Raw genomic sequence first — 23,774 nt, 5'->3', positions numbered from 1 at the left:
AAATCCCAGACCTGTATGAAGCGGTGTGGTTTTTACAAAATATCTAGGGAGGACTCAGACTTGCGTTAGATCCCGATTTTTCTGATATTGCCTAAGGGAGCATCAATTACAATATTTCTTTGGAGTAAGTGAAGTAACAGTAATACGCGTTCCTCTCCGTTTTTCTCCAAGAAGATAGCTTCTATTGGCGGTAATCCAGAGTTGAAAATTTCTATGGGGTTACCTTTTTCAAATACGGGGGCGATTTTCGATTTTTTGTTGGTAATGTCGAGAATTGTACCTTCCGGTACTGGAGTCGGTTGTCCACCAAAACTGACAATTCGGCTGACGCCACGAGTTGAGCGAATGGGGAGCCAATTGTCTTCTACTTTATCCAGACAAATAAAAATATATCCAGGAAAAAGTGGTTCGCTAAACTGCTGCAGCTGTCCTTTGTGCAGGCGTTCGATCTGATGCATGGGGAGTAGGCACTCGTATCCCTGACGTTCCAAGTGCTCCAAGGCCCTTGGGGCCTGGCGTGGTTTGCATTGCACCAGATACCAGCGTTTTCCGGTTGTGTCCGGCATGACTCCCTCGTTGCAGGACTGACTGCTCCTGCGGCGTTCCAATGTCCGCTATGCGGACGGGTATATGGATAAGGCCTTCCCTGGCCTCTCCTCGATCAGGCTTTGTCCGATTTGTATTCGTAGTGGTAGTAGCCGTAGCCGCCATAGCCGTAATAGGCCGAGGCGCGCTTCTCGACACCATTGAAGATGGCGCCTTTGAGTTCGATACCGTTCTGCGCGAAGCGGCGAATGGTCAATTCAATTTCCCGTGCCGGGTTCAAGCCGAAACGGGTGACGATCAAGCTGGTACCAGACTGGCGGCCGACAATGGCGGCGTCAGTCACTGCCAGCAGCGGCGGGGTATCCAGAATTACCAGGTCGAACTGTTGGCTGGCTTCTTCGAGGAAGGCCGTGAAGTTGGGGTGCATCAGCAGTTCGGACGGGTTCGGCGGGATCTGGCCACGCGGAATGAAGTGGAAACCTTCGATCTCGGTGGTGCGCACGGCAGTGTTGAAGTCGCAGCGCTTGACCAAGACGTCGGACAGACCATTCTCTTCACCGCTGTTGAGCACCTTGTGCAGGTACCCCTTGCGCATGTCCACATCCACTAGCAGCACGCGCTGGCCAGTCTGGGCGATGACGGCAGCCAGGTTGGAGGACACGAAGGTCTTGCCTACCGCAGGGCTGGGGCCGGAAATCATCAGGCGGTTATTGCCGGCTTCCAGCATGGCGAAATGCAGGCTGGTGCGCAGGCTACGCAGGGATTCGATGGCCAGGTCAGTGGGGTGACTGATGGCGAGCAGGGGAGCAGCCTTGGCTGCACGACCACGGCCTTTGTCGCGCCTATCTTCCTCAGCCTTCTGCAAGACGCTGTAAGGAATCGAGGCATAAACGGGCAGGCCAAGTTGCTCGATGGCGTCCGGTGTTTCAATTCCACGGTTCAGGGCCTTGCGTAGAAGGACCAGACCTACGGAGAAGAGCAGGCCGAGCAGGGTGGCCATCAGGACCACCAGAGGCTTCTTGGGCTTGACCGGTTTGGTGATGTCCACGTCCGCGGTATCGATGATGCGCACGTTACCCACAGCGCCGGCACGCATCACGTCCAGTTCCTGGGCCTTGTTCAGCAACTGCGTGTAGATGGCGGTACTGACTTGCACGTCGCGAGTGAGACGCAGTAGTTCCTGCTGGGTTTCCGGCAGGCCTTCTACCCTGTGCGACAGCCCATTCTGCTTGGAGGTAAGTTCACCGATCTGTTTCTGCAGGGCCTGGTAGGCCGGATGCTGGCGGGTGAACTTGCGGTCCATTTCCGCTTGCTGCAGCTTGAGCTCGGAAATGCTGGTATCCAGGGCGACTACCTGGTCCAGCAGAGCCTTGGTTTCCAGGCTTATGTCAGCCGACTTGGCACGGGTCTGATAAGCGCTCAGGGCATCTTCAGCCCTTTCCAACTCGCGGCGCACATCGGGTAGTTGGCCACGCAGGAATTCCAGACTGGAAGCTGCTTCGGCAGAAGCACGTTCCACGTTCTGCCGGACGTACAGCTTGCTGATCTCGTCCAGTACTTGCAGGGCGCGGGCCGGCTCGTCGTTTTCCAGCGACAGGCTGATGATGCCGGACTCTTTGCCTGTCTCCGCAACGTTCAGGTTGTCCTGGTAGCGCAGGATGGTAGTCAGGCGGCGCTCACGCACTACATTGAAATGCGTACCCGGGTTGGCGCGTAGGGATTCGACCTGAACCTTCACTCCATTCTGGTCGTAAGCCTCACCTACCTTGCCCTGCACGAGAACATTGTCATCGTCATCGAGCAGGGTAAAGGTGCCGTTTTCTCCGGCGATAAGTGTCAGATCCTCTTCGAGGAGATTTTCCGGCACATCGAGCTGGAAGACCTTCAACTCCTCACCACCCCAGCCAAAACGGCTCAGGCCGAACACCGGCGCCGCGACTTCATCAGGAGTTTCCGGCCGGAAATGTCGAGCCAGGAAGCCACCAATCAGCGGGAAGCGCGACGGCTCCACCACGATATTCAGCTTGAGGTTATCCACCGCCTTGCCGATGACCGCACGCGAAGTCAGCAGTTGGATCTCGGTAATAGCCTCCGACTGCGCCCCCAGCAAATCCCCCATATCCGACAACCCCGGAATGGTCGGCTTCTTCGGCTCCACCTGCACGATCGCATCCGATCGGTAGATCGGCGTCGCCAGCAGCGCATAAGCAACGCCCACGGCCATGAAGCCCGCGGTGATGCCGGCGATCAGCCACTTGTGGTCGATCAGGGTGCCGAGCAGACCGAGCAGGTCGATCTCGTCATCGTCTTTGTCGTGAATGGCTACCGCGGGTTGCTGTTGCATGGGGGCTTCTTTTACTTCTTTGTCAGTGAGGCTTAGCGGGTCGGGCGAATGCGTTTGGCCCAGGCGTCGACGCCTTGTTCGATCAGCGCGTAGGCGTGTTCGAACACGGCTGTGCTCTGGCGGTAGGGGTCGGGGATTTCGCGATCGTCCTGCCACTTGCCGAGCAGGAAGGTCTTGCCGCGGGCTTCCGGGGCGATCTGGCTGACGCCTTGCAGGTGGCGCTTTTCCATGACCAGGACGAGGTCGGATTCGCGCAGCAGGCTGGAGGTCAGTTGGCGGGCTCGGTGTTCGTGCGGCTGCTCGCCGTGTTGCTGGAGGATGGCGAGAGCGTGGCTTTCGATGGGCTTGTCGACCAGGGCGCCGAGGCCGGCGGAGCTCACTTGGATATCGCTGCCGGCCAGGCGCTGGCGCAGCAGATGTTCTGCGGTAGGACTACGGCAAATGTTACCGACGCAGACGACCAATATCCTTTTGAACACGGGAACGTTCCTTGATCCTACAGATATGTATGTATGAAAGCGGGGAAATGTAAGAGTCGCGGCACCTTGAGTCAAGGCTCACAACCCTTCTGTGACGGGCTTCAGACTTTTGAAAATGGCGAATTGCCATGGGTACGCGGGTTTGGCGGGGGCCGACCGCTTGTCGTCTGGCGGCCCCGGGGATTGGAAGATCAGGGGGCGGGGGCTGGGGTTTCTTCCTGGGACGGGCGTTCGAGCGCCACCTGCCGAATCGACAACCGGATCTCCGCCGGCAACACGCGCTTGGCCGCGCCTTCGACCACTTCGCCCAGCTTTTCGTGGTAGCTCAGCTTGCCTTCCTCGTCCTTGCGCAGCACGCGCTGGTCGAGCAGGGCCTGGATGAAGTTGCGGAACAGTGTCTTGTCGAAGAACTCCGGGGCGTTCAGGCCGTGGAGGATGGACAGGCGCTGGGCCATGACGGTGCACAGGTTCTCCAGCTCCTCGGCGCTGAGCTGGCGTTGCCCGGCGTTGAGCAGCAGGGCGATGGCCATGTAGAAGCGCTGCAGGGTCTGGGTGATGGCGCGGGCGAGCAGGGTCAGCAGCACGTATTCGCGCGAGCTGGGCGCCGGGCGCACGTAGGCGTCGCCGTCCTGTTTCAGCAGGTTCTGTTCCACCAGCGCGGCCAGCCACTGGTCGACCACGGCGTCGAGCTGGTCCAGGTCCCAGCGGATGAACAGTTCCTGTTGCAGGAAGGGGTAGAGCGCGCGGGTGTAGTTGAGCAGCTGTTCGCGGCTGATCCGCGCGTTGCTCTGGAAGAAGCTGGCGATCAGCGCCGGCAGGGCGAATACGTGCAGGACGTTGTTGCGGTAGTAGGTCATGAGGACGGCGTTCTGCTCGTCCAGGTAGAGGATGCGGCCCAGGGCGTCCTTCTGTTCGGCGAGCAGGTTCATGCTCTTCACGTATTCGATCAGCGCCTTGCCGTCGCCGTCGGGCAGGGTGGCGCTGGGCGAGTAGGGCACCTTGCGCAGCAGCGCCAGGTACAGGTCCAGCACGCGTTCCAGGGCGCGTTCGTCCAGGGCCAGGCGGCTGGTGGAGAGCAGTGCCAGGGCCACCAGGTTGACCGGGTTGATCGCCGCTGCGTCGTTGAGGTGGCGGGCCACTTCGCGGGCCAGTTGGTTGGTGGCTTCCGGCAGCCAGGCCGGGCGGTATTCCGGGCCGAGTTCCTGCTTGCGCCAGCCGGGTTCGTGCTGTTCGAGGAAGCTGTCCAGGTGGATCGGCTCGCCGAAGTTCACCCACACCTGGCCGAAGCGCTGGCGCAGTGCGCCCACCACCTTGAACAGGTCGAAGATGGATTCCTTCTTCTTCGCCGCGCCGCGCAACTCGCCCAGATAGGTGCGGCCTTCCAGAACGCGTTCGTAGCCGATGTACACCGGCACGAAGACGATCGGCCGGCGCGAGTCGCGCAGGAAGCTGCGCAGGGTGATGGCGAGCATGCCGGTGCGCGGGTGCAGCATGCGCCCGGTGCGCGAGCGCCCGCCCTCGACGAAGTATTCGGTGGAGAAGCCGCGGCTGAACAGGGTGTGCAGGTATTCGTTGAACACCGCAGTGTACAGCTGGTTGCCCTTGAAGCTGCGGCGCATGAAGAAGGCCCCGCCGCGGCGCAGGATGGAGCCGACCACGGGCATGTTGAGGTTGATGCCGGCGGCGATGTGCGGCGGCGTCAGGCCGTTGCGGAACAGCAGGTAGGACAGCAGCAGGTAGTCGATGTGGCTGCGGTGGCAGGGCACGTAGACGATCTCGTGGCCCTGGGCGACGTCCTGCACGCGCTCGATGTGGTTGACCCGCACGCCTTCGTACAGCTTGTTCCAGAACCAGGTGAGGGTGACTTCGAGGAAGCGGATCACCGGGTAGGACACGTCCGCGGCGATCTCGTTGGCGTAGCGCAGGGCCAGGGCCTCGGCCTTTTCCGTGGAGAGGTGCTGCGTTTCGACCTCTTCCTGGATGGCCTGACGCACCAGGGGCGCGCGCAGCAGGCCTTTGACCAGGGTGCGGCGGTGCGAAAGGTCCGGGCCGATGACCGCGGTCTTCTGGTTGCGGAAGTGCACCCGCAGGATGCGCTGGACCATGCGCAGGGTGCGCTCCTGGCCCTTGCCCTGGTCGACCAGCTCGCGCAGGTGGATGGGCGCGGAGAACTGCACGCGCGTCTTGCGCCCGAGGATGAGGATGCGCGCCAGCTTGCGCAGGCGCCCGGTCACCGCCCAGTTGTCGGCGAACAGCAGCTTCCAGGCGCTTTTCTCGCTGTCCGGCGACTGCCCCCAGAACACGCTGACCGGGACGATCTGCGCGTCGTCCACGCCGTTCTGGCCGATGGCCGCGAGCATGCGCATCAGCGCCGGCGGCGCGCCGCGCTTGTCCTGGCGGCCGAGCCAGTCGGGCTCAGGCGTCAGGTAGAAGAAGGCCGCCGGCTCGATGCTGCTGCCCACCGCCACCGGCATCACCGGGCGCGGCAAGCCGGCCTTGCGGCACTCCGTGTCGACTACCGCCAGGTCGCTCACCGAAGGCTGCTGCAGCACGTAGAGCACCGGCTTGCTGCGGTCGATCTTCAGGCTCAGGGACGACTGGTTGATGGTTTCCGAGCGCACCCAGAGGTAGAGCAGGCGGCGCAGGACGCCAAAGCCGAAGCGGCGGAACGGGTAACGGGGCATACGGGCTCGCAGGCAGTTGAACGGGGCTCGGCGGCGACCAAGCGGACGCTAGTGTGCCGCAACGCTACGGCAGGCAAAAGGGTGGGACGGCAGCCTGGAAGCATGCTATGACCTCCGCTCGGCCGCTTTCGATGTAGGAATGGGACCGCATTCCTAAATAAATTTTCATGCACGGCAGTGTACTTTTTCGTCACAGTCTCCACCTTGCACTGCCGTCCGTCGGTTCATATATTCCCGGCGGCATTTTGTGGGAGCTCGTCTGCCCCGTGTGTTCCGAGTTCGCGGCGGGCTCTTGGCGCAACGGTGAGAGAAATGATCGAAATAAGCAGACTCACGAAGCGATTCGCGCAGCACACCGCGGTGGACGACCTGTCGTTCAGTGTGCAACCGGGGGAAGTCCTGGGCTTTCTCGGCCCCAACGGCGCCGGCAAGTCCACCACCATGAAGATGCTCACCGGGTTCCTCGCGCCCACCTCGGGCACCGCGAGCATCCACGGCTTCGACATCCAGACGCAGACCCTGCAGGCCCAGCGCCTGATCGGCTACCTGCCCGAGGGCGCGCCCTGCTACGGCGACATGCGCGTGCGCGGCTTCCTCGAATTCATCGCCGAGGTCCGCGGCTACCGCGGCGCGCAGAAGCGCGAGCGGGTGGCGCGGGTGGTCGAGCAACTGGAGCTGGAGAGTGTCCGCGAGCAGTCCATCGAGACCCTCTCCAAGGGCTTCAAGCGCCGCGTCGGCGTGGCCCAGGCGATCCTCCACGACCCGCGGGTGCTGATCCTCGACGAGCCCACCGACGGCTTGGACCCGAACCAGAAGCACCAGGTCCGCGAGCTGATCCGCGGCCTGGCCCGCGAGCGCATCGTCATCATCTCCACCCACATCCTCGAAGAGGTCTCCGCGGTCTGCACCCGCGCGGTAGTGATCGCCAATGGCCGCCTGCTGGCCGACGGCACGCCCTTCGAACTGGAAAGCCGCTCGCGCTACCACCAAGCGGTTACCCTGGTCGCCGACGGCGAGCTGGACCGCGCCGCCCTGGCCGCGTTGCCGGGCGTGGCGGCCCTGGAGGAGAACCCGCTGGAGCACAGCCTGACGCTGCTGGCCAAGCCCGGCGAGGTGATCTTCCCACAGGTGAATGCGCTGATCGCCGAGCGCGGCTGGCGCATCCGCGAGCTGGACGTGGAGCGCGGCCGCCTCGACGAGGTGTTCCGCAGCCTGACCAGGGGGGAGGCGGCATGAAGCAGTTGCCGGTGGTCTTCAAGCGCGAGCTGGCGAGCTACTTCGCCACCCCGCTGGCCTACGTGTTCATCGTCATCTTCCTGGTGCTGTCCGGGGTCTTCACCTTCTACCTGGGCAATTTCTACGAGCGTAACCAGGCGGATCTGACGGCCTTCTTCAACTTCCATCCCTGGCTCTACCTGTTCCTCATCCCGGCGCTGGCCATGCGCCTGTGGGCCGAGGAGCGCAAATCCGGCTCCATCGAGCTGCTGATGACCCTGCCGATCACCCGCTTCGAAGCGGTCACCGGCAAGTTCCTCGCCGCCTGGGTGTTCGCCGGCATCGCGCTGCTGCTGACTTTCCCCATGGTGCTCACGGTCAACTACCTGGGCGAGCCGGACAACGGCGCCATCCTCGCCGGCTACCTCGGCAGCTGGCTGCTGGCCGGCGGCTACCTGGCCATCGGCTCGTGCATGTCGGCGCTGGCGAAGAACCAGGTGATCGCCTTCATCCTCGCCGTGGTGATGTGCTTCGTGTTCATCGTCAGCGGCTTCCCCCTGGTGCTCGACGCCTTCAACGCCTGGGCGCCGCAGTGGCTGCTGGACGCGGTGGCCTCGATGAGCTTCCTGACGCGCTTCGATGCGATCAGCAAGGGCGTCATCGACCTGCGCGACCTGCTGTTCTTCGCCAGCCTGATCGTCGCCTGGCTCGCCGCCACGGCGGTGGTGGTCGACCTGAAGAAAGCCGATTGAGGAAGCCCGCATGAAGAAATTGATGTATTCCGCCGCCGGGCTGCTGGTCATCGCCTTGCTGTTCCTGGCTTTCAACCTGGTGTCCGGGCTGGCCTTCACCGGCGCGCGCCTGGACCTGACGCAGCAGAAGCTCTACACCATCTCCGACGGTACGAAGAAGGTGCTGGGCTCCATCGGCGAGCCGATCAACCTGTACTTCTTCTTCTCCGACAAGGGCAGCAAGGACCTGGTCCCGCTGCGCAACTACGCCAAGCGCGTGGAGGAACTGCTCAAGGCCTACGAGCGCGAGGCCGACGGCAAGATCCGCCTGCACGTCATCGACCCGCAGCCGTTCTCCGAGGAGGAGGACAAGGCCGCCGAGTTCGGCCTGCAGGCGGTGCCGCTGAACCAGGGCGGCGACACCCTGTACTTCGGCCTGGCCGGCACCGACGCGCTGGACAACATCCAGGTGATCCCGTTCTTCCAGCCGGACCACGAGGCGTTCCTGGAGTACGACCTCAGCCGCCTGGTCAACGCCCTGGCGCATCCCAAGCGGCCGGTGGTGGGCGTGCTCAGCACCCTGCAGATGACCGGCGGCTTCGACATGCAGACGCAGCAGCCCAGCTCGCCCTGGATGCTGCTCGACGAGGTGCGCCAGCAGTTCGACCTGAAGAGCCTCAAGCCCGACGTCGACGCCATTCCGGACGACGTCAGCGTGCTGCTGCTGGTGCACCCCAAGCACCTGCCGCAGCAGACGCTCTACGCCATCGACCAGTTCGTGCTGCGCGGCGGCAAGCTGCTGGCTTTCGTCGACCCCTTCAGCGAGGCCGACAAATCCTCGCCCATGGCCGCGCTGGATGGCCCCGGCGACCAGGCCTCCGACCTCGAACCGCTGTTCAGGGCCTGGGGCGTGCAACTGCTACCGGGCAAGGTGCTCGGTGATGCCAGCTACGCCATGTCGGTGAGCATGGGCCAGGGCCAGCGCGCGGCGCACCACCCGGCCTGGCTGAACCTCGACGCCAAGGCGCTGGATGCCAACGACGTGGCCACCGCCGGGCTGGAGAACCTGACCCTGGCCACCGCCGGCATCCTCGAACCGCTCAAGGACGCGAAGACCCGCTTCACGCCGCTGATCCAGAGTTCGGCGCAGGCGATGCCCTTCGACGCCCAGCGCTTCGCCACCCTGCGCGACCCCGGCGAGCTGATGGCCCAGCTCAAGCCCACCGGCCAGCGCTACGTCATGGCCGCGCGCATCCAGGGCCCGGCGCAGAGCGCCTTCCCCAATGGCATCGAAGGCCGCAAGGATGGCCTGAAGAGCGCCGACAGCATCAACGTCATCGCCGTGGCCGACACCGACCTGCTCACCGACCGCATGTGGGTGCAGGTGCAGGACTTCTTCGGCCAGCGCGTGCCGCAGCCCTGGGCCGACAACGCCAGCTTCGTGATCAACGCGCTGGACAACCTGGCCGGCTCCGACGCGCTGATCAGCGTGCGCTCGCGCGGCCGCTTCAGCCGCCCGTTCACCGTGGTGGACGAACTGCAGCGCCAGGCCGAGACGCGCTTCCGCGAGAAGGCCGACGCGCTCAAGCAGCGCCTGGCCGACACCGAGCAGAAGCTCGCCGCGCTGCAGAACCCCGACCCGGGCAAGGCCCTGGAGTTGACGCCGGAGCAGCAGAGCGCGATGCAGCAGTTCATCCAGGAGCGCGTGCGCATCCGCAAGGAGCTGCGCGACGTGCAGTTCCAGCTCAACGCGGATATCGAGTCCCTCGGCCGCACCCTGAAGATCATCAACATCGCCGCCGTGCCGCTGCTGCTGACCCTGGGCGTGCTCGCCCTGTGGTGGTGGCGCCGCCGGCGCCAGGCCTGAGGAGGCAGCCATGCAACGCAAGAGTCTGATCCTGCTGGTGGTCCTGGTGGTGGCGCTCGGCGGCCTCTTTGCCTGGCTGCAGCGCGAGCCGGCCCGCCTGGCGCCGCCGGCGGAGGTGCGCTATTTCCCGGGCCTGGACGCGCAGCAGGTGAGCGCGGTGACAGTGCGCCGCCCCGGCCAGCCGGACATCCGCGTGGCGCGCCAGGACGGGCGCTGGGTGATGCCGGCCAAGGCCGGCTACCCGGCGGCCGGGCGCCTGGTCGGCGACCTGCTGCACGACCTGGCGCAGGCGCGCAAGGTCGAGGCCAAGACCCGCGAGCCGGGCAACTTCGCCCAGCTCGGCGTCGCCGATCAGGGCGAGGGCGCCGGCGTGCGCCTGAGCCTGGAGCGCAGCGCCGGCGCGCCGCTGGAGCTGCTGGTGGGCAAGGCCGCGCAGCAGGGCGGGCGCCTGGTGCGCCAGCCCGGCGACGAGCAGGTCTGGCTGATCGACAAGGACCTGCGCCTGCCGCCCGACGAGCTGGACTGGCTGGACCGGCGCATCACCAGCATTCCCTTCGAGAAGGTCGCCGAGGTGTCGGTGAGCTACCCCGGCGGGGAAACCCTGACGGTATTCCGCGACAAGGCCGGCGAGCCCAACCTGCGGGTACGCCAGTTGCCCAGGGACGCCAAGCTGGCCTACGAGTCCATCGCCAACGGCATGGCCACGCCCTTCGGCGCCCTGACCTTCAGCGAAACGGCGCCGCTGGACCAGGTGCAGTTCAAGGGGCCGCCGCGGCTGAGCCTGGCGCTCAAGACCCTCGATGGCGCCAGCCTGAGCGGGCGCGTGCTGGAGCAGGGCGGGCAGAACTGGCTGCTGCTGGACCGCGTCGAGGGGTTCGCCGACGGGCAGATCCAGGCGCGCAAGGGCTGGGCCTACCGCATCGAAGCCAACCAGTACGAGGCGCTGGCCAGGCACCTGGCGGATTTCACCGCGAAGAAACCTTGAGGTATTTCAAAGGCCGGCCGGGCGAAGTTCCGGTCGGCAACTTTCGCCACGGGCGTGCGGAAATGTGCGCTACAGCACGCCGACAATGACAAAACTTACAACTCCGTTACATCGTCCAAGTGCACCAGAATGGCCTTGGAAGCCCCGTAAAATGGCACTTTGGCCGCATCGGTCACGGTGCTGGCACTGAGGCGAAAAAGTGCTTTCCAGCTGTAACTTTTGATTTATATACTCGGGAGCGCGGTCGTCATTGGGGCGTTATTCGAATTGCCCATCCAGCGGCTAAGGCCCTGGACGGTCAATGCGGACAACCCTCCGCCTGTCGAGCCGTTGCAGTCCTCATTCCCGGGGGCCACCCAAAAATAATAGCGAGTTGGAGAGTGTGGTAATGGCTGATCGTGAGGTCGGAACCGTCAAGTGGTTCAATGACGCCAAGGGTTATGGATTCATTCAACGCGACAGCGGTCCGGACGTTTTCGTCCACTACCGCGCCATTCGTGGCGAAGGTCACCGCTCCCTGGTCGAAGGCCAGAAAGTGGAGTTCTCGGTGATCCAGGGTCAGAAAGGCCTGCAGGCGGAAGACGTCTCCAAGGTCTGAGAACCCGTTTACGATCTGCTGCGCGTCGGCATAACTGCGTTGAAAACAGGCGAGTAATGCTCATTTAGCTAGCTAAACTGCGCTTCCTCGCCTGTTTGACTCGCTGCGCTCGCCCTTCGGGCCAGCCTTCGGCTGTTACTCCCGTTGGTCGTTGCGCCTTGTTCTGCTCTAGCTCGCGAGATCGTAAACAGGCTCTGAGCCCCCGAAGACAAAGGCCCGTCGCGAGACGGGCCTTCGTTTTCCAGCCGGCGCCTGGCGCCCGGCTCTTCAGCAACGACGCCGCGTATCGCGCCAGCGTCGTTTTCGTGCTTCAGCCGGTTCGCCAGATGATCTCGGCGACGCCCTCGGCGGTCACCTTCAGCCAGCGGTCGGCGTCTTCCTCGCCCTGTTCCTCGCTCCAGCTGCCCGGTGCGCAGCGCACCTCCACGCCCAGCGCGGCGTTGGCCGCCCTGGCGCAGGCCAGGTCGTCGTCCCAGGGCGTGGCGTCGCTGTCGATGAACAGGCTGTGCCACTTGCCCACCGCCTGCGGCAGCCAGGTCAGCGGGATCATCCCGCTGGGGCTGTCGGCCAGGCACTTGAAGGTCTCGCCCTGGCGTCGCCATTCGCTGCAGGGGCCCAGCGCCTCGGCCAGCCAGGCGCCGACGGCGGCCTGGTCGGCGTCCTTCAGGTAGATCTCGATATCCGGTTGGCGCATGGGCGTCCTCGTCAGGGTTTTTGGCGTTCCAGCCAATCGTAGCGCACCGCCACAGTGACCTCGAAGGGCTCGGCGAGGATGCGCTCGCGGCGCTGCGGGTTGACCCGCCAGCCGTGGGGCGTCATCGCCAGCAGCGTCTCGCGGGCTTCGCGGCTGTCTAGGGCCAGGCGGAAATTCAGGCTTTCCGTATGGGCCAGGGCCAGGCTCGGCGGCAGGTCGGCCAGGTGCTTGTCGTCGACGTACTCGCGCACCTCGTCGTACAGGCGCTGGCGCAGCTCCAGCAGGTGGTCGCGGCCCGGGCCCAGGCGCAGCACGCCGCCGCCGGGAGCCAGCAGGCGCGCGGCCTCGTTCCAGTCGATGGGGCTGAACACGCTGGCCAGCAATTGGCAACTGGCGTCTGCCAGCGGCACCCGGGCCATGCTGGCGACCATCCAGGTCAGCTGCGGGGCGCGGCGGCAGGCGGCTTTCACCGCCTCGCGGGAGATGTCCAGGGCGTAGCCGTCGCTGGCGGGCAGGGCTTCGGCGAGCTGGGCGGTGTAGTAGCCCTCGCCGCAGCCGATGTCGAGCCAGCGCGCCGGCGCGCGTTCGGCGGCAAGCTCGGCCAGGCGCCGGGCCAGCGGGGCGTAGTGGCCGGCGCCGAGGAACTGGCGGCGGGCCTCGACCATGGCGGCGTTGTCGCCCGGGTCGCGGCTCTTCTTGTGCTGCACCGGCAGCAGGTTCAGGTAGCCCTGGCGCGCGCGGTCGAAGCTGTGCCCGGCGGGGCACTTCACGCTGTTGTCGAGGTGTTCCAGCGGCGCCTGGCAGATCGGGCAGGTGAGCATCTCAGTCTTTCCGCTCCGTGCGCAGCGGGCTCAGCACGGTGAGCAGCGGCAGGCTGCGCTGGCGCAGGTTGAGCTGGTAGCTGCGCAGGGCGTAGCGCCGCTCGGCGGCGGGGGCCGGCGGTGGGATGTCGGGTTGGGTGGCGGCCAGGCAGAAGCCTTTCTTCACGTCTTTCATGCCAGCAGCCGCACCAGGGTCTGGTAGTAGATTTCGCTCAGCAGGTCGAGGTCGCTGGCCAGCACCCGCTCGTTGACCTGGTGGATGGTGGCGTTGACCGGGCCCAGTTCGACCACCTGGGTGCCCAGGGTGGCGATGAAGCGCCCGTCCGAGGTGCCGCCGGAGGTCGAGGGAGTGGTCTGCCGGCCGGTCACCGCCTGGATGCTGGCGGCCACGGCGTCGAGCAGTTCGCCCGGCTCGGTGAGGAACGGCAGGCCGGACAGCGCCCAGTCGATGTGCCAGTCCAGGCCGTGCTTGTCGAGGATGGCGGCGACGCGTTGCTGCAGCCCCTCCGGGGTGGATTCGGTGGAGAAGCGGAAGTTGAACACCACCACCAGCTCACCGGGGATGACGTTGGTGGCGCCGGTGCCGCCGTTGATGTTGGAGATCTGGAAGCTGGTCGGCGGGAAGAAGGCGTTGCCGTCGTCCCAGTGCTCGGCGGCCAGTTCGGCCAGGGCCGGGGCGGCCAGGTGGATGGGGTTCTTCGCCAGGTGCGGGTAGGCCACGTGGCCCTGCACGCCGCGCACCTTGAGGGTGGCGCCGAGGGAGCCGCGGCGGCCGTTCTTGACCACGTCGCCGACCAGGGTGGTGCTCGACGGCTCGCCGACGATGCACCAGTCCAGGCGTTCGTTGCGCGCGCGCAGGCGCTCGACCACGGCCTTGGTGCCGTGCTGCGCCGGGCCTTCCTCGTCGCTGGTGATCAGGTAGGCGATGCTGCCGCGGTGGTCCGGGTGCTCGGCGACGAAGCGCTCGGTGGCGATGATCATGGCCGCCAGGCTGCCCTTCATGTCCGCCGCGCCGCGCCCGCAGAGCATGCCGTCGGCGTCGATCAGGGCGTCGAACGGCTGGTGCTGCCAGGCCTGCGCGGGGCCGGTGGGCACCACGTCGGTGTGCCCGGCGAAGCACAGCACCGGGCCTTCGCCGCCATCGCGACCGGCACGGCGGGCCCAGAAGTTGTCCACTTCTTCGATGCGCATCGGCTCCAGGTCGAAGCCGCAGGCGGCCAGGCGCTGCATCATCAGCTGCTGGCAGTCGGCATCGACGGGAGTGACGGAGGGCCGGCGGATCAGCTCGCAGGCGAGGGCCAGGGTCGGCGACTGGGACATGGGCAAGGCATCCAGGGTGAAACGGAAAAGGCGCACATCTTAAAGCAAAAGCGCGGGGACAGCGCGTCGTCTGGTCGCAGCGGGGCGCGACTGTCTTGCCGACTGCGCCGGGGTGCTTTCGTAGGATGGGTTGAGCCTGCGAAACCCATGCTGCCGCGGTGATGGGTATCGCTTCGCTCAACCCATCCTACGTCAGGAGACTCCCGCGTGTCGGAAGCCACCTGTAGGAGGATCTCATCCGCGAACTGCGCCGGGGTGTCCGGCTATCGCGGACAAGGTCCGCTCCTACCGTATGAGCGAGCATGGCTTTTCGTAGGATGGCGTTGAGCGAAGCGATACCCATCGCCATGACCGCATGGGTATCGCCAAGGCTCAATCCATCCTACGAAAAGCGCCTGGCCGTTCAGCCCACCTGCTCGGACCCGCTCAGCGCCTCTTCCTCGCGCGGGCGCGGCAGCGAGGAGAGCAGGGCCATGATTAGCGCCGCCAGGTACGGCAGTGACTGCACCAGCAGCATCACCACCCAGAACATCAGGTCCGGGCTGGGCACGCCCTGCACCAGGACGATGCCCAGGGCGGCGCCCCACAGCAGGAGCATGATGAAGACTTCCTCGCGGGCTTCCGCCAGGGCCACCAGCAGGCCGTGGCTTGCGCGCATCTTCGGCGTGCGGAAGAACGGGATGGAGCGGGTGACGAAGCCGTACAGCACCGCCTTGGCGATGGTGTGCGACAGCGACAGCCCGGCCAGCGCGGCGAACAGCGCGTCGCGCAGGTTCACGCCCACGGTGCGGCGGTAGAGGAAGAGGATCTTGCCCACCTTGAAGGCGAACAGCGTCAGCGGCAGGATCGCGAAGATCAGCAGCGGCGGGTCGACGCGCTTGGGCACGATGATCATCGCCGCCGACCACAGCAGCGCGCCGAGGGTGAAGAAGATGTTCATGCCGTCGGCGATCCACGGCAGCCAGCCGGCGACGAAGTGGTAGCGCTGGCCGCCGGTCAGCTTGCTGCCGTCCGGGCCGCGGCCGCGCAGCAGGGCGTCGGTGTGGCGCTTCATGATCTGGATGGCGCCGTAGGCCCAGCGGAAGCGCTGCTTCTTGAAGTCGATGAAGGTGTCGGGCATCAGGCCCTTGCCGTAGCTGCGCTCGAAGTAGGCCGCCGAGAGGCCGCGCTCGAACACCCGCAGGCCCAGCTCGGCGTCTTCGGTGATACACCATTCGGCCCACTTCAGCTCGTCCAGCACCTGGCGACGGACCATGGTCATGGTGCCGTGCTCGATGATCGCGTCGCGGTCGTTGCGGGTGACCATGCCGATGTGGAAGAAGCCCTTGTACTCGGCGTAGCACAGGCGCTTGAAGGCGCTCTCGTGCTGGTCGCGGTAGTCCTGCGGCGACTGCACCACGGCGATCTGCGCGTCGGCGAAATGCGGCACCATGTGCTTGAGCCAGTCCGGCTCGACGCAGTAGTCGGAGTCGATCACCGCGATGACTTCGGCGTCGGGCGCGACGAACTGCAGCGCGTAGTTCAGCGCGCCGCCCTTGAAGCCGGCCAGGGGCGCCACGTGGAAGAAGCGGAAGCGCGGGCCGAGCAGTTCGCAGTGGGCCTGCACCGGCTCCCACACGGCCGGGTCCTTGGTGTTGTTGTCGATCACCAGGACCTCGAAGTCCGGGTAGTCGAGCCTGGCCAGGGCGTTCAGCGTCTCCTTGAGCATCTCCGGCGGCTCGTTGTAGCAGGGCACGTGGATGGAGACCTTGGGCCGGTAGGCGTCGGCCGCGGTGACCGGCAGGAACAGGCGGCGGCGCTTGCGCGTCCATACCGCCTCGGCCAGCTCGTGGGCCTCGGTGAACAGCACTATCACCACGCCCAGCGCGCCTATGCCCAGCAATACGCCGACGGTGATGCTGAACCAGGTGCTGTACTGCTGGCTGTAGTCGTAGCCGATCCACACCAGGATGGACGCGCAGACGAACGAGACCACGGCGAGGAAGGTCCGTCCGCGCTGGCGCAGGGCGCTGCTGTCGATCAGCAGCAGAGTGAAGGTGAGCAGCGCCAGCACCACCGAGGCGATGGCCAGCACGCGCCACTTGGGAATGGCCACCACCGGGCCCTGGAAGTTGAACTTGGGCTGGCGCGCGGCGTTGAACACGCCCCAGTAGGCGCCCACCGAGCCTTCGTCTGTGTATTTCCACGGCTGGTCGAAAGCCTCGACCACGAAGTAGTTGTAGCCCTTCTTGTTCAGCGCGTTGGTCAGTTCGCGCAGGTAGATGGCCTGGTCGGCCTGGGTGGCGGTGGCGCCGCCGCGCATGCGGCCGTTGCTGGGCCAGCCGACCTCGGCCAGCAGCAGCGGCTTTTTCGGAAACTTCAGGCGCAGGTCGCGGGCGCGGTCGAGGACGAACTGCACCGAGTCCTGCATGGGCACGAACTCCCAGTAGGGCAGCACGTGGGCGGCGATCAGGTCGACGTGCAGGGCCAGCTCCGGGTACTTCTCATAGATGTGCCACTGCTCGGCGGTGGTCACTGGTACCTTCACCGCGGCGCGGACGCGGTCGAGGTAGCCGATCAACTGGTCCTTGGTGACCTCGCGGCGGAACAGCGCCTCGTTGCCGACTATCACCCGCACCACGCTGCGCGAGCGGTTGGCGATCTCGATGCCACGGGCGATCTCCGCCTCGTTCTCGGCCTCGTCGGCGCTGATCCAGATGCCCAGGCTGACGCGCATCCCGTACTCCTCGGCGAGGAAGGGGATGTCGGAAAGGCTGCCCTTGGTCGAGTAGGTGCGGATGTTCTCGGTCATCCGCGAGACCAGTTCCAGGTCCGAGCGGATCTGCTCGTCGCTGGGGAAGCGGCCGCTCTGCGGGCTCTGGTCCAGGCGGAAGGGCGAGAAGGAGAAGCCGGAGATGCTTTCCGGCCAGTCCGGCGCGCTCACCGGGCGGTTGTACAGGGCCCAGACGCCGGTGAGCAGGGCGGCCAGGGCGACCAGCACGACCAGGTTGAGGCCGAATTTGCGTGATGGCATGGAGCGATCGGGTTCCTGTCGGTGTTTCGGGGCCGGGAACGGGTCGGCGCGCATCCTACCCCGCACCCCCCTGGGTGTATAGCTCCCGTCCGGCGCCGCGGGGGCGGCATAGAATGTCCCTGGTGGCCGGTTATGGCCTTGCCGGGCGTCAATTCGGCCGGCCCTGGCGCCCGCCTTCCTATAGAATGCCGGGCGTTTTTTGCGGAGACACTGTGATGGTAGTGGACGATCAGCGTTTCGGTGGCATCGCCCGCCTGTACGGCACCCAGGGCCTGGAGCGCCTGGCCGCGGCCCACGTGGCGGTGGTCGGCATCGGCGGCGTCGGCTCCTGGGCGGCCGAGGCGCTGGCGCGCAGCGGCGTCGGCGAGATTTCCCTGTTCGACCTGGACGACGTCTGCGTGACCAACACCAACCGCCAGGTCCACGCCCTGGAAGGCGCCGTGGGCAAGCCCAAGGTGGCGGTGATGGCCGAGCGCATCCGCGCCATCAACCCGGCGTGCAAGGTCCACGCGGTGGCGGACTTCGTCACCCGCGAGAGCATGGCCGACTGCATCACCACCGACATGGACTTCGTCATCGACTGCATCGACAGCGTGCCGGCCAAGGCGGCGCTGATCGCCTGGTGCAAGCGGCGCAAGATCCAGATCGTCACCACCGGCGGCGCCGGCGGCCAGGTCGACCCGACGCAGGTGCAGGTGGCCGACCTGAACAAGACCTTCAACGATCCGCTGGCGGCCAAGGTGCGCTCGCTGCTGCGCCGCGACTACAACTTCTCGCGCACGCCGGGGCGGCATTACAGCGTGCCCTGCGTGTTTTCCACCGAGCAGTTGCGCTACCCCAAGCCGGACGGCAGCGTGTGCCAGGCCAAGGGCTTCGTCGGCGAAGGGGTGAAGCTGGACTGCGCGGGTGGTTTCGGGGCGGTGATGATGGTTACGGCCACCTTTGGCATGGCTGCGGCGGCGAGGGCTGTGGATAAGTTGGTGGCGGGGGCGCGGCGGCCTTCGGAGCGTAGCGCGGCTGGAAATCCCTCTTAACGCGAACGGTGCTCACCTGTTATCGAGGTGTTTGCTGTTACTCCGCTCCCTCTCCCTAACCCTCTCCCTGAAGGGAGAGGGGACTGTCCGTGCCAGCGGATACCTCTGCGTTTGCCGGCAACATCGGAGTAGCAGTGAGCGCCGTTAGTGCGCTTCACACCATACGGCCCCCTCTCCCTTCAGGGAGAGGGCTGGGGAGAGGGGGCGGACTTCGATATCGCTCCGGAGTTGAGCTTGACTCGGTTGTTCGCGAGCAAGCTCGCTCCTACGAAACGAGTTCGCGCATGCGTTGGAGCACCGCATTCAGCCCATTGCTGCGCGAGGGCGACAACTGTCGACCCAGGCCCAGTTCGTTGAACCACTGCCCCAGGTCCAGTTGCGCCAGTTCCTCCCCCGGCAATCCCTGCACCCGCACCAACAGCAGCGCGATCAGCCCGCGCAGCAGGCGCGCGTCGCTGGTGGCGCGGAAGTGCCAGGCGCCGTCGCGCTGTTCGGCCACCAGCCAGACCAGGCTTTCGCAGCCATGGATGCGGTTGGCCTCGCTGCGTTCCGACTCGTCCAGCGGCTCCAGCCTGTCGCCCCATTGCATCAGCAGGCGCGCGCGCTGTTCCCAGGAGGCTTGCCCGGCGAAGGCTTCCAGCGCCTGGCGGGCGGCTTCGGGCAGGCTCATCGCAGCAGTTCCAGGGCGCCGTCGAGGGCGCGGAAGAAGCGCTCCAGGTCAGCGCCGTCGTTGTACAGGCCCAGGGACACGCGGATGGCGCCGGGCAGGCCCAGGCGCTTGAGCAGCGGCATGGCGCAGTGGTGTCCGGCGCGCACCGCCACGCCCTGTTCGGTGAGCAGGTGGGCGAGGTCGGCGCTGTGTACGTCCCGCACCACGAAGCTGGCCAGCGCTGCCTGGGGTTCGCCCAGCAGGCGCACACCGTCGCGGGCGCGCAGCCCGGCCAGCAGCTGTGCGTGCAGCAGGGCCTCGTGGGCGGCCATTTCCGCGGCGTCCTGGCGGGCCAGCCAGTCGAGGCTGGCGCCCAGGCCGATCACCGCGCCTATGGCCGGGGTGCCGGCTTCGAAGCCCAGCGGCGCCGGGCGGAAGTGCGCGCTCTGGTAATCGGCGTTCTGCACCATCTCGCCGCCGAACTGCCAGTGGCGCAGGCGCGCCAGCGCGTCCGCGCGGCCCCAGAGCAGGCCCAGGCCCTCGGGGCCGTAGAGCTTGTGGCTGGAGAACACGTAGAAGTCGCAGCCCAGGGCGGACAGGCTGTGCCGGCCATGGACCACGCCCTGGGCGCCGTCCACCACGCTCAGCGCGCCTTGCGCGCGGGCCAGGGCCAGCAGCTCCGGCAGTGGCTGCCAGGTGCCGAGCACGTTGGACAACTGGCTCACGGCGAGCAGGCGGGTGCTCGGACCGATCAGCTGCCTGGCGGCCTCCAGGTCGATGACCCCGCGGTCGTCCAGCGGCAGCACCACCAGCTTCGCCCCACGGCGCAGCGCCAGTTGCTGCCAGGGCAATAGGTTGGCGTGGTGCTCCAGGGCGCTGATGGCGATCTCGTCGCCTTCGCCGAACAGCGGCTCCAGGCCGTAGGCCAGCAGGTTCAGGGCCTCGGTGGCGCCGTGGGTGAACACGAGCTGTTCCGGGCTGCCGGCGTCCAGCCATTGTGCCAGGCGTGTGCGCGTCGCCTCGAAGGCACGGGTGGCGCGTTCGCCGGGCAGGTGCTGGGCGCGATGGACGTTGGCCGCGCCGCTGGCGTAGTAGCCGGCCAGGGCGTCGAGCATGGCCTGGGGCTTCTGCGCGGTGGCGGCGCTGTCGAGGTAGGTCTGCTCCTCGGCTGCCAGCGCGGCGAGGGCGGGGAAGGCGGAGCGCCAGGGGGAAAGAAGCATGGCTGTAAGCCTGAAGCTGGAAGCTGGAAGCTGGAAGTGCCTTGTGCAGCCCGCTTCCGGCTTTTGGCTTCCAGCTTCCAGCTCTGACTTAGTTGTGCGCGTGCAGCGCTTCGTTCAGCTCGATGGCGGTCTTGTTGGTCTTGCACTCCACCGCGCCGGTCTGCGAGTTGCGGCGGAACAGCAGGTCCGGCTGGCCGGCCAGGTCGCGGCCCTTGACCACCTTGACCAGGTTGTTCTGGTCGTCCAGCAGCGCCACCTTGGTGCCGGCGGTGACGTACAGGCCGGCTTCGACGATGTTGCGGTCGCCCAGCGGGATGCCGATGCCGGCGTTGGCGCCGATCAGGCAGCCTTCGCCGACGCTGATGACGATGTTGCCGCCGCCGGACAGGGTGCCCATGGTCGAGCAGCCGCCGCCCAGGTCCGAACCCTTGCCGACGAACACGCCGGCGGAGACGCGGCCTTCGATCATGCCCGGGCCGGCGGTGCCGGCGTTGAAGTTGACGAAGCCTTCGTGCATCACGGTGGTGCCTTCGCCGATGTAGGCGCCCAGGCGCACGCGGGCGGTGTCGGCGATGCGCACGCCGGCCGGGACCACGTAGTCGGTCATTTTCGGGAACTTGTCCACCGAGAAGACTTCCAGCAGCTTGCCCTTCAGGCGCGCTTCGAGTTGCAGTTCGGCCAGTTCGGCCAGGTCGACGGCGCCGATGTTGGTCCAGGCCACGTTCGGCAGCAGCGGGAAGATGCCCGACAGGTTGACGCCATGGGGCTTGAGCAGGCGGTGCGAGAGCAGGTGCAGCTTCAGGTAGGCCTCGGGGGTGGAGGCGGGGGCGGCGTCTTCGGCCAGCAGGGTGGCGACCAGCGGCTTCTGGCTTTCGGCCAGGCGGTTGAGCAGGGCGGCCTGGGCCGGGGCGATGGTCTTCAGCGCGTCGGCCAGTTGGTAGGCCTGCTGGTTGCTGAAGGCGATGGCCTGGTTGCCGTTCTCGTAGCCGAGGATCGGCGCGACGGCGGCGACCAGCTCGGCGGCCGGGTTCAGCAGCGGCTGCGCGTAGAAGACTTCCAGCCAGGCGTCCTGGCGGTTCTGGGTGCCGACGCCGAAGGCCAGGCTGAACAGGGATTGGGACATGTGCGGTTCCTCGAAAAAACGGTGAAAAAGTGTCAGGCCAGCGCGGCGGCGTAGGCGTCGGGCTTGAAGCCGACCAGGGTGCGGTCGCCAAGGTCCAGCACCGGACGCTTGATCATCGACGGCTGGGCGAGCATCAGCTCGATCGCGCGGGACTCGTCGAGGTCGGCTTTCTGCGCCTCGTCGAGCTTGCGGAAAGTGGTGCCGGCGCGGTTCAGGACCGTCTGCCAGCCGTGCTCGGCGCACCATTGCTCAAGGTGCGCGCGGTCTATTCCGCTAGTCTTGTAGTCGTGGAAGGCATAGTCGACGCCGTGTTCCTCAAGCCAGGTGCGGGCTTTCTTCATGGTGTCGCAGGCCTTGATTCCGTAGATGGTCCGCTGGGTCATGGGCGGCGCTCCTCGTCGTTCCTTTGGCAAGCGCGGGATTATGCCATTTTCCCGTGAACTTGCGGGGGCGGGGAGGGCGGGACGATTCTTTTGCGATTGCAATAGTCTATTGCTCGCCCGGGGGCTGATGGAGAGCGTCTCTGGATGTTCCAATGGGGCGCCGCGAACTGGCGACTGGGAGATCGTCGATGCAAACCGTGTATACCGTGCTCATCCTGCTGCTGGTGGTCGGGGGCACGCGCCTGCTGGCGCAACTGCTGCCCTTGCCGCTGCCGCTGATCCAGATCGCCTCGGGGGCGGTCCTGGCATGGCCCAGCCTGGGGTTGCACGTGGCGCTGGACCCGGAGCTGTTCATGTTCCTGTTCATTCCGCCGCTGTTGTTCGCCGATGGCTGGCGCATGCCCAAGGGCGAGTTCTGGCAGATGCGCTGGCCGATCCTGACCATGGCCTTCGCCCTGGTGCTGTTCACCGTGGCCGGTGGCGGCGCCTTCATCCACCTGCTGATTCCCGAGATTCCCTGGGCCGCGGCCTTCGCCCTGGCCGCGGTGCTGTCGCCCACCGACGCCCTGGCGGTGTCGGCGATCGCCCAGAACCGCCTGCCGCGGCGGCTGATGCATGTGCTGCAGGGCGAGGCGCTGATGAACGACGCCTCGGGCCTGGTGGCCTTCAAGTTCGCCGTGGCCGCGGCCATGACCGGCGCCTTCTCGCTGCTCGACGCCAGCCTGAGCTTCCTGCTCGTGGCGGTGGGCGGCCTGGCCTGCGGCGTGGTGCTGAGCTGGCTGCTGGGGCGCATCCGCGCCTGGATGATCCGCCGCGGCTGGGACGACCCGGCCACCCACGTGGTGCTGATGCTGCTGCTGCCCTTCGCGGTGTACATGGTTGCCGAGGAGCTGGGCGTCTCTGGCATTCTCGCGGCGGTGGCGGCGGGCATGATGCAGAGCTGGACCGACCTGCTGCCGCGGCAGACCCACACCCGCGTGCTCAACCGCAGCGTCTGGTCGATGCTGGAGTTCGCCTTCAACGGCGTGGTGTTCCTGCTGCTGGGCCTGCAACTGCCGGACATCCTCAAGTCGGTGACGCACCACGCCGGCGACAGCCTGTGGCGTTCCTCGCAACTGCTGTTCTACGTGCTGGCGGTGTATGCCGTGCTGATCCTGCTGCGCTTCGCCTGGGTCTGGTGCTACTGGAAGCTGTCGCTGCGCTTCGAGCGCTGGTGGGGCATCGAGCTGGGCGGCAAGCCCGGCGAGCCGGTGCTGCGGCTATCGGCGATCTCGGCGCTGGGCGGGGTGCGCGGGGCGGTGACCCTGGCCGGCGTGCTGTCGGTGCCGCTGCTGCTGGGCAGCGGCGAGGCCTTCCCGCAGCGCGACCTGATCATCTTCATCGCCGCCGGGGTGATCCTGGTTTCGCTGCTGGCGGCCACCCTGGGCCTGCCGGCCCTGCTCAAGGGGCTGCCGGTGGCCAGTAACGACCAGTCCGAGCTGGAGTACCGCTCCGTATGGCGGCGCACCGCGGTGGCGGCCATCCGCATGCTGGAGAAGGAGGAAATGCCGGCCGGCGAGAAGGTGGATGCCGAGGAGGCCGCGCGGCTGGCGGAGGTGAAGGCGCGGCTGATGGCCGAGTACCGCCAGCAGCTCGACCCGGCTCCGGACAGCGCCGAGGCGCGGGAGCGGGCGCGCAGCCTGGAGCTGGCCGACCAGGCCCTGCGCATCAAGGCGCTGCGTACCCAGCGCCTGGAGCTGTACCAGCTGCGCCGGGAGAACCTGGTGGACGACGAGACCATGCGCAAGGTGCTCGGCGACCTGGACTCCCAGGAGGCCTGGCTGACCAGCAAGGCGGGGCGGTGGGTGTAGAGCGGCTACAGGCGGCTCCGAGGTTGACCTCGGCGCGGGCTGAGGCCCAGGTGAAACGGCGGATAACCGCGAACGGTTATTCGCCCTACGTCGCGGGTGGGCTTGGTGTAGGGCGCATAACGCCTACGGCGTTATCCGCCGTTTGGCCTTGGCTGCAGGCGGCTCCGAGGTTGATCTGGGCGCGGGCTTTGGCCTGGGTGAAACGGCGGATAACCGCG

At 66.4% G+C, this 23,774-nt stretch carries 20 protein-coding genes; 7 read left to right on the top strand and 13 right to left on the bottom strand.

Annotated features, from left to right (window positions below; translation table 11 throughout):
• Positions 1–65: 65 nt before the first annotated feature.
• From rfaH to plsB, 4 genes are all read right to left on the bottom strand, one after another.
• Positions 66–566 (bottom strand): transcription/translation regulatory transformer protein RfaH, encoded by a 501-nt coding sequence (gene rfaH, locus PcP3B5_RS23275; protein WP_061562525.1) that lies wholly within the window; start codon positions 564–566, stop codon positions 66–68.
• A 95-nt stretch (positions 567–661) separates the two neighbouring features.
• Positions 662–2,890 (bottom strand): polysaccharide biosynthesis tyrosine autokinase, encoded by a 2,229-nt coding sequence (locus tag PcP3B5_RS23270; protein ID WP_061562524.1) that lies wholly within the window; start codon positions 2,888–2,890, stop codon positions 662–664.
• A gap of 32 nt (positions 2,891–2,922) precedes the next feature.
• On the bottom strand, positions 2,923–3,369 hold the full coding sequence (locus PcP3B5_RS23265) for a low molecular weight protein-tyrosine-phosphatase (protein ID WP_043271232.1): 447 nt from the start codon (positions 3,367–3,369) through the stop codon (positions 2,923–2,925).
• 191 nt (positions 3,370–3,560) lie between these two features.
• Positions 3,561–6,053, bottom strand: coding sequence for a glycerol-3-phosphate 1-O-acyltransferase PlsB (gene plsB, locus PcP3B5_RS23260; RefSeq protein WP_061562523.1), 2,493 nt, complete (start codon positions 6,051–6,053; stop codon positions 3,561–3,563).
• Between the two features lie 312 nt (positions 6,054–6,365).
• On the opposite strand from plsB, the gene PcP3B5_RS23255 reads away from it, so the two are divergent.
• From PcP3B5_RS23255 to PcP3B5_RS23235, 5 genes are all read left to right on the top strand, one after another.
• Positions 6,366–7,289 (top strand): ABC transporter ATP-binding protein, encoded by a 924-nt coding sequence (locus PcP3B5_RS23255; RefSeq protein WP_061562522.1) that lies wholly within the window; start codon positions 6,366–6,368, stop codon positions 7,287–7,289.
• Positions 7,286–8,020 (top strand): ABC transporter permease subunit, encoded by a 735-nt coding sequence (locus PcP3B5_RS23250; RefSeq protein WP_009616584.1) that lies wholly within the window; start codon positions 7,286–7,288, stop codon positions 8,018–8,020. The genes PcP3B5_RS23255 and PcP3B5_RS23250 overlap by 4 nt, the downstream gene beginning before the upstream one ends.
• A gap of 10 nt (positions 8,021–8,030) precedes the next feature.
• Positions 8,031–9,866 carry a GldG family protein gene (locus PcP3B5_RS23245; RefSeq protein ID WP_061562521.1) on the top strand — a complete coding sequence of 612 codons (1,836 nt, stop codon included), beginning with the start codon at positions 8,031–8,033 and terminating at the stop codon, positions 9,864–9,866.
• A gap of 10 nt (positions 9,867–9,876) precedes the next feature.
• Positions 9,877–10,851 (top strand): DUF4340 domain-containing protein, encoded by a 975-nt coding sequence (locus tag PcP3B5_RS23240; protein ID WP_061562520.1) that lies wholly within the window; start codon positions 9,877–9,879, stop codon positions 10,849–10,851.
• Between the two features lie 388 nt (positions 10,852–11,239).
• Positions 11,240–11,449: a cold-shock protein gene (locus PcP3B5_RS23235; protein WP_003082372.1), complete on the top strand. Its 210-nt coding sequence runs from the start codon at positions 11,240–11,242 to the stop codon at positions 11,447–11,449.
• Positions 11,450–11,759: 310 nt separating this feature from the next.
• Here the strand turns inward: PcP3B5_RS23235 and PcP3B5_RS23230 are convergent, their stop codons facing one another.
• The 5 genes from PcP3B5_RS23230 to PcP3B5_RS23215 form a co-directional block, all read right to left on the bottom strand.
• The gene (locus tag PcP3B5_RS23230; RefSeq protein WP_061562519.1) at positions 11,760–12,143 is read right to left on the bottom strand and encodes a hypothetical protein; all 384 of its coding nucleotides are present in this window, start codon (positions 12,141–12,143) and stop codon (positions 11,760–11,762) included.
• 11 nt (positions 12,144–12,154) lie between these two features.
• Entirely contained in the window at positions 12,155–12,964 is an 810-nt protein-coding gene (locus tag PcP3B5_RS23225) for a putative RNA methyltransferase (protein ID WP_058490947.1), read from the bottom strand.
• Position 12,965: 1 nt separating this feature from the next.
• Positions 12,966–13,139 (bottom strand): hypothetical protein, encoded by a 174-nt coding sequence (locus PcP3B5_RS32070; RefSeq protein ID WP_167361010.1) that lies wholly within the window; start codon positions 13,137–13,139, stop codon positions 12,966–12,968.
• Positions 13,136–14,284 carry a succinyl-diaminopimelate desuccinylase gene (gene dapE / locus PcP3B5_RS23220; protein ID WP_061562518.1) on the bottom strand — a complete coding sequence of 383 codons (1,149 nt, stop codon included), beginning with the start codon at positions 14,282–14,284 and terminating at the stop codon, positions 13,136–13,138. Before dapE ends, PcP3B5_RS32070 begins: the two co-directional genes overlap by 4 nt.
• A gap of 403 nt (positions 14,285–14,687) precedes the next feature.
• The gene (locus tag PcP3B5_RS23215; protein ID WP_061562517.1) at positions 14,688–17,297 is read right to left on the bottom strand and encodes a glycosyltransferase; all 2,610 of its coding nucleotides are present in this window, start codon (positions 17,295–17,297) and stop codon (positions 14,688–14,690) included.
• A gap of 215 nt (positions 17,298–17,512) precedes the next feature.
• Between PcP3B5_RS23215 and tcdA the strand changes: the two genes are divergently transcribed.
• Positions 17,513–18,331 (top strand): tRNA cyclic N6-threonylcarbamoyladenosine(37) synthase TcdA, encoded by an 819-nt coding sequence (tcdA, locus tag PcP3B5_RS23210; RefSeq protein WP_061562516.1) that lies wholly within the window; start codon positions 17,513–17,515, stop codon positions 18,329–18,331.
• A gap of 265 nt (positions 18,332–18,596) precedes the next feature.
• Here the strand turns inward: tcdA and PcP3B5_RS23205 are convergent, their stop codons facing one another.
• The 4 genes from PcP3B5_RS23205 to PcP3B5_RS23190 all read right to left on the bottom strand — a co-directional run bounded on the left by PcP3B5_RS23205 (position 18,597) and on the right by PcP3B5_RS23190 (position 21,706).
• On the bottom strand, positions 18,597–19,001 hold the full coding sequence (locus PcP3B5_RS23205; RefSeq protein ID WP_061562515.1) for a SufE family protein: 405 nt from the start codon (positions 18,999–19,001) through the stop codon (positions 18,597–18,599).
• Entirely contained in the window at positions 18,998–20,200 is a 1,203-nt protein-coding gene (locus tag PcP3B5_RS23200; RefSeq protein WP_061562514.1) for an aminotransferase class V-fold PLP-dependent enzyme, read from the bottom strand. Before PcP3B5_RS23200 ends, PcP3B5_RS23205 begins: the two co-directional genes overlap by 4 nt.
• 88 nt (positions 20,201–20,288) lie before the next feature.
• Positions 20,289–21,323, bottom strand: a complete 1,035-nt coding sequence (gene dapD, locus PcP3B5_RS23195; RefSeq protein ID WP_061562513.1) for a 2,3,4,5-tetrahydropyridine-2,6-dicarboxylate N-succinyltransferase — start codon at positions 21,321–21,323, stop codon at positions 20,289–20,291.
• Positions 21,324–21,355: 32 nt separating this feature from the next.
• Positions 21,356–21,706 carry an ArsC family reductase gene (locus PcP3B5_RS23190; RefSeq protein WP_009616622.1) on the bottom strand — a complete coding sequence of 117 codons (351 nt, stop codon included), beginning with the start codon at positions 21,704–21,706 and terminating at the stop codon, positions 21,356–21,358.
• 188 nt (positions 21,707–21,894) lie between these two features.
• Here PcP3B5_RS23190 and PcP3B5_RS23185 point away from each other — a divergent pair, with 188 nt between their 5' ends.
• Positions 21,895–23,556, top strand: coding sequence for a Na+/H+ antiporter (locus tag PcP3B5_RS23185; RefSeq protein WP_061562512.1), 1,662 nt, complete (start codon positions 21,895–21,897; stop codon positions 23,554–23,556).
• Positions 23,557–23,774: the final 218 nt, after the last annotated feature.

Origin of the sequence: Pseudomonas citronellolis, from assembly GCF_001586155.1 — a bacterium.
GTDB classification, from domain to species: Bacteria; Pseudomonadota; Gammaproteobacteria; order Pseudomonadales; family Pseudomonadaceae; genus Pseudomonas; species Pseudomonas citronellolis.
The sequence above is the reverse complement of the archived record's forward strand: the minus strand, read 5'-3'. Positions and strand labels throughout refer to the sequence as shown.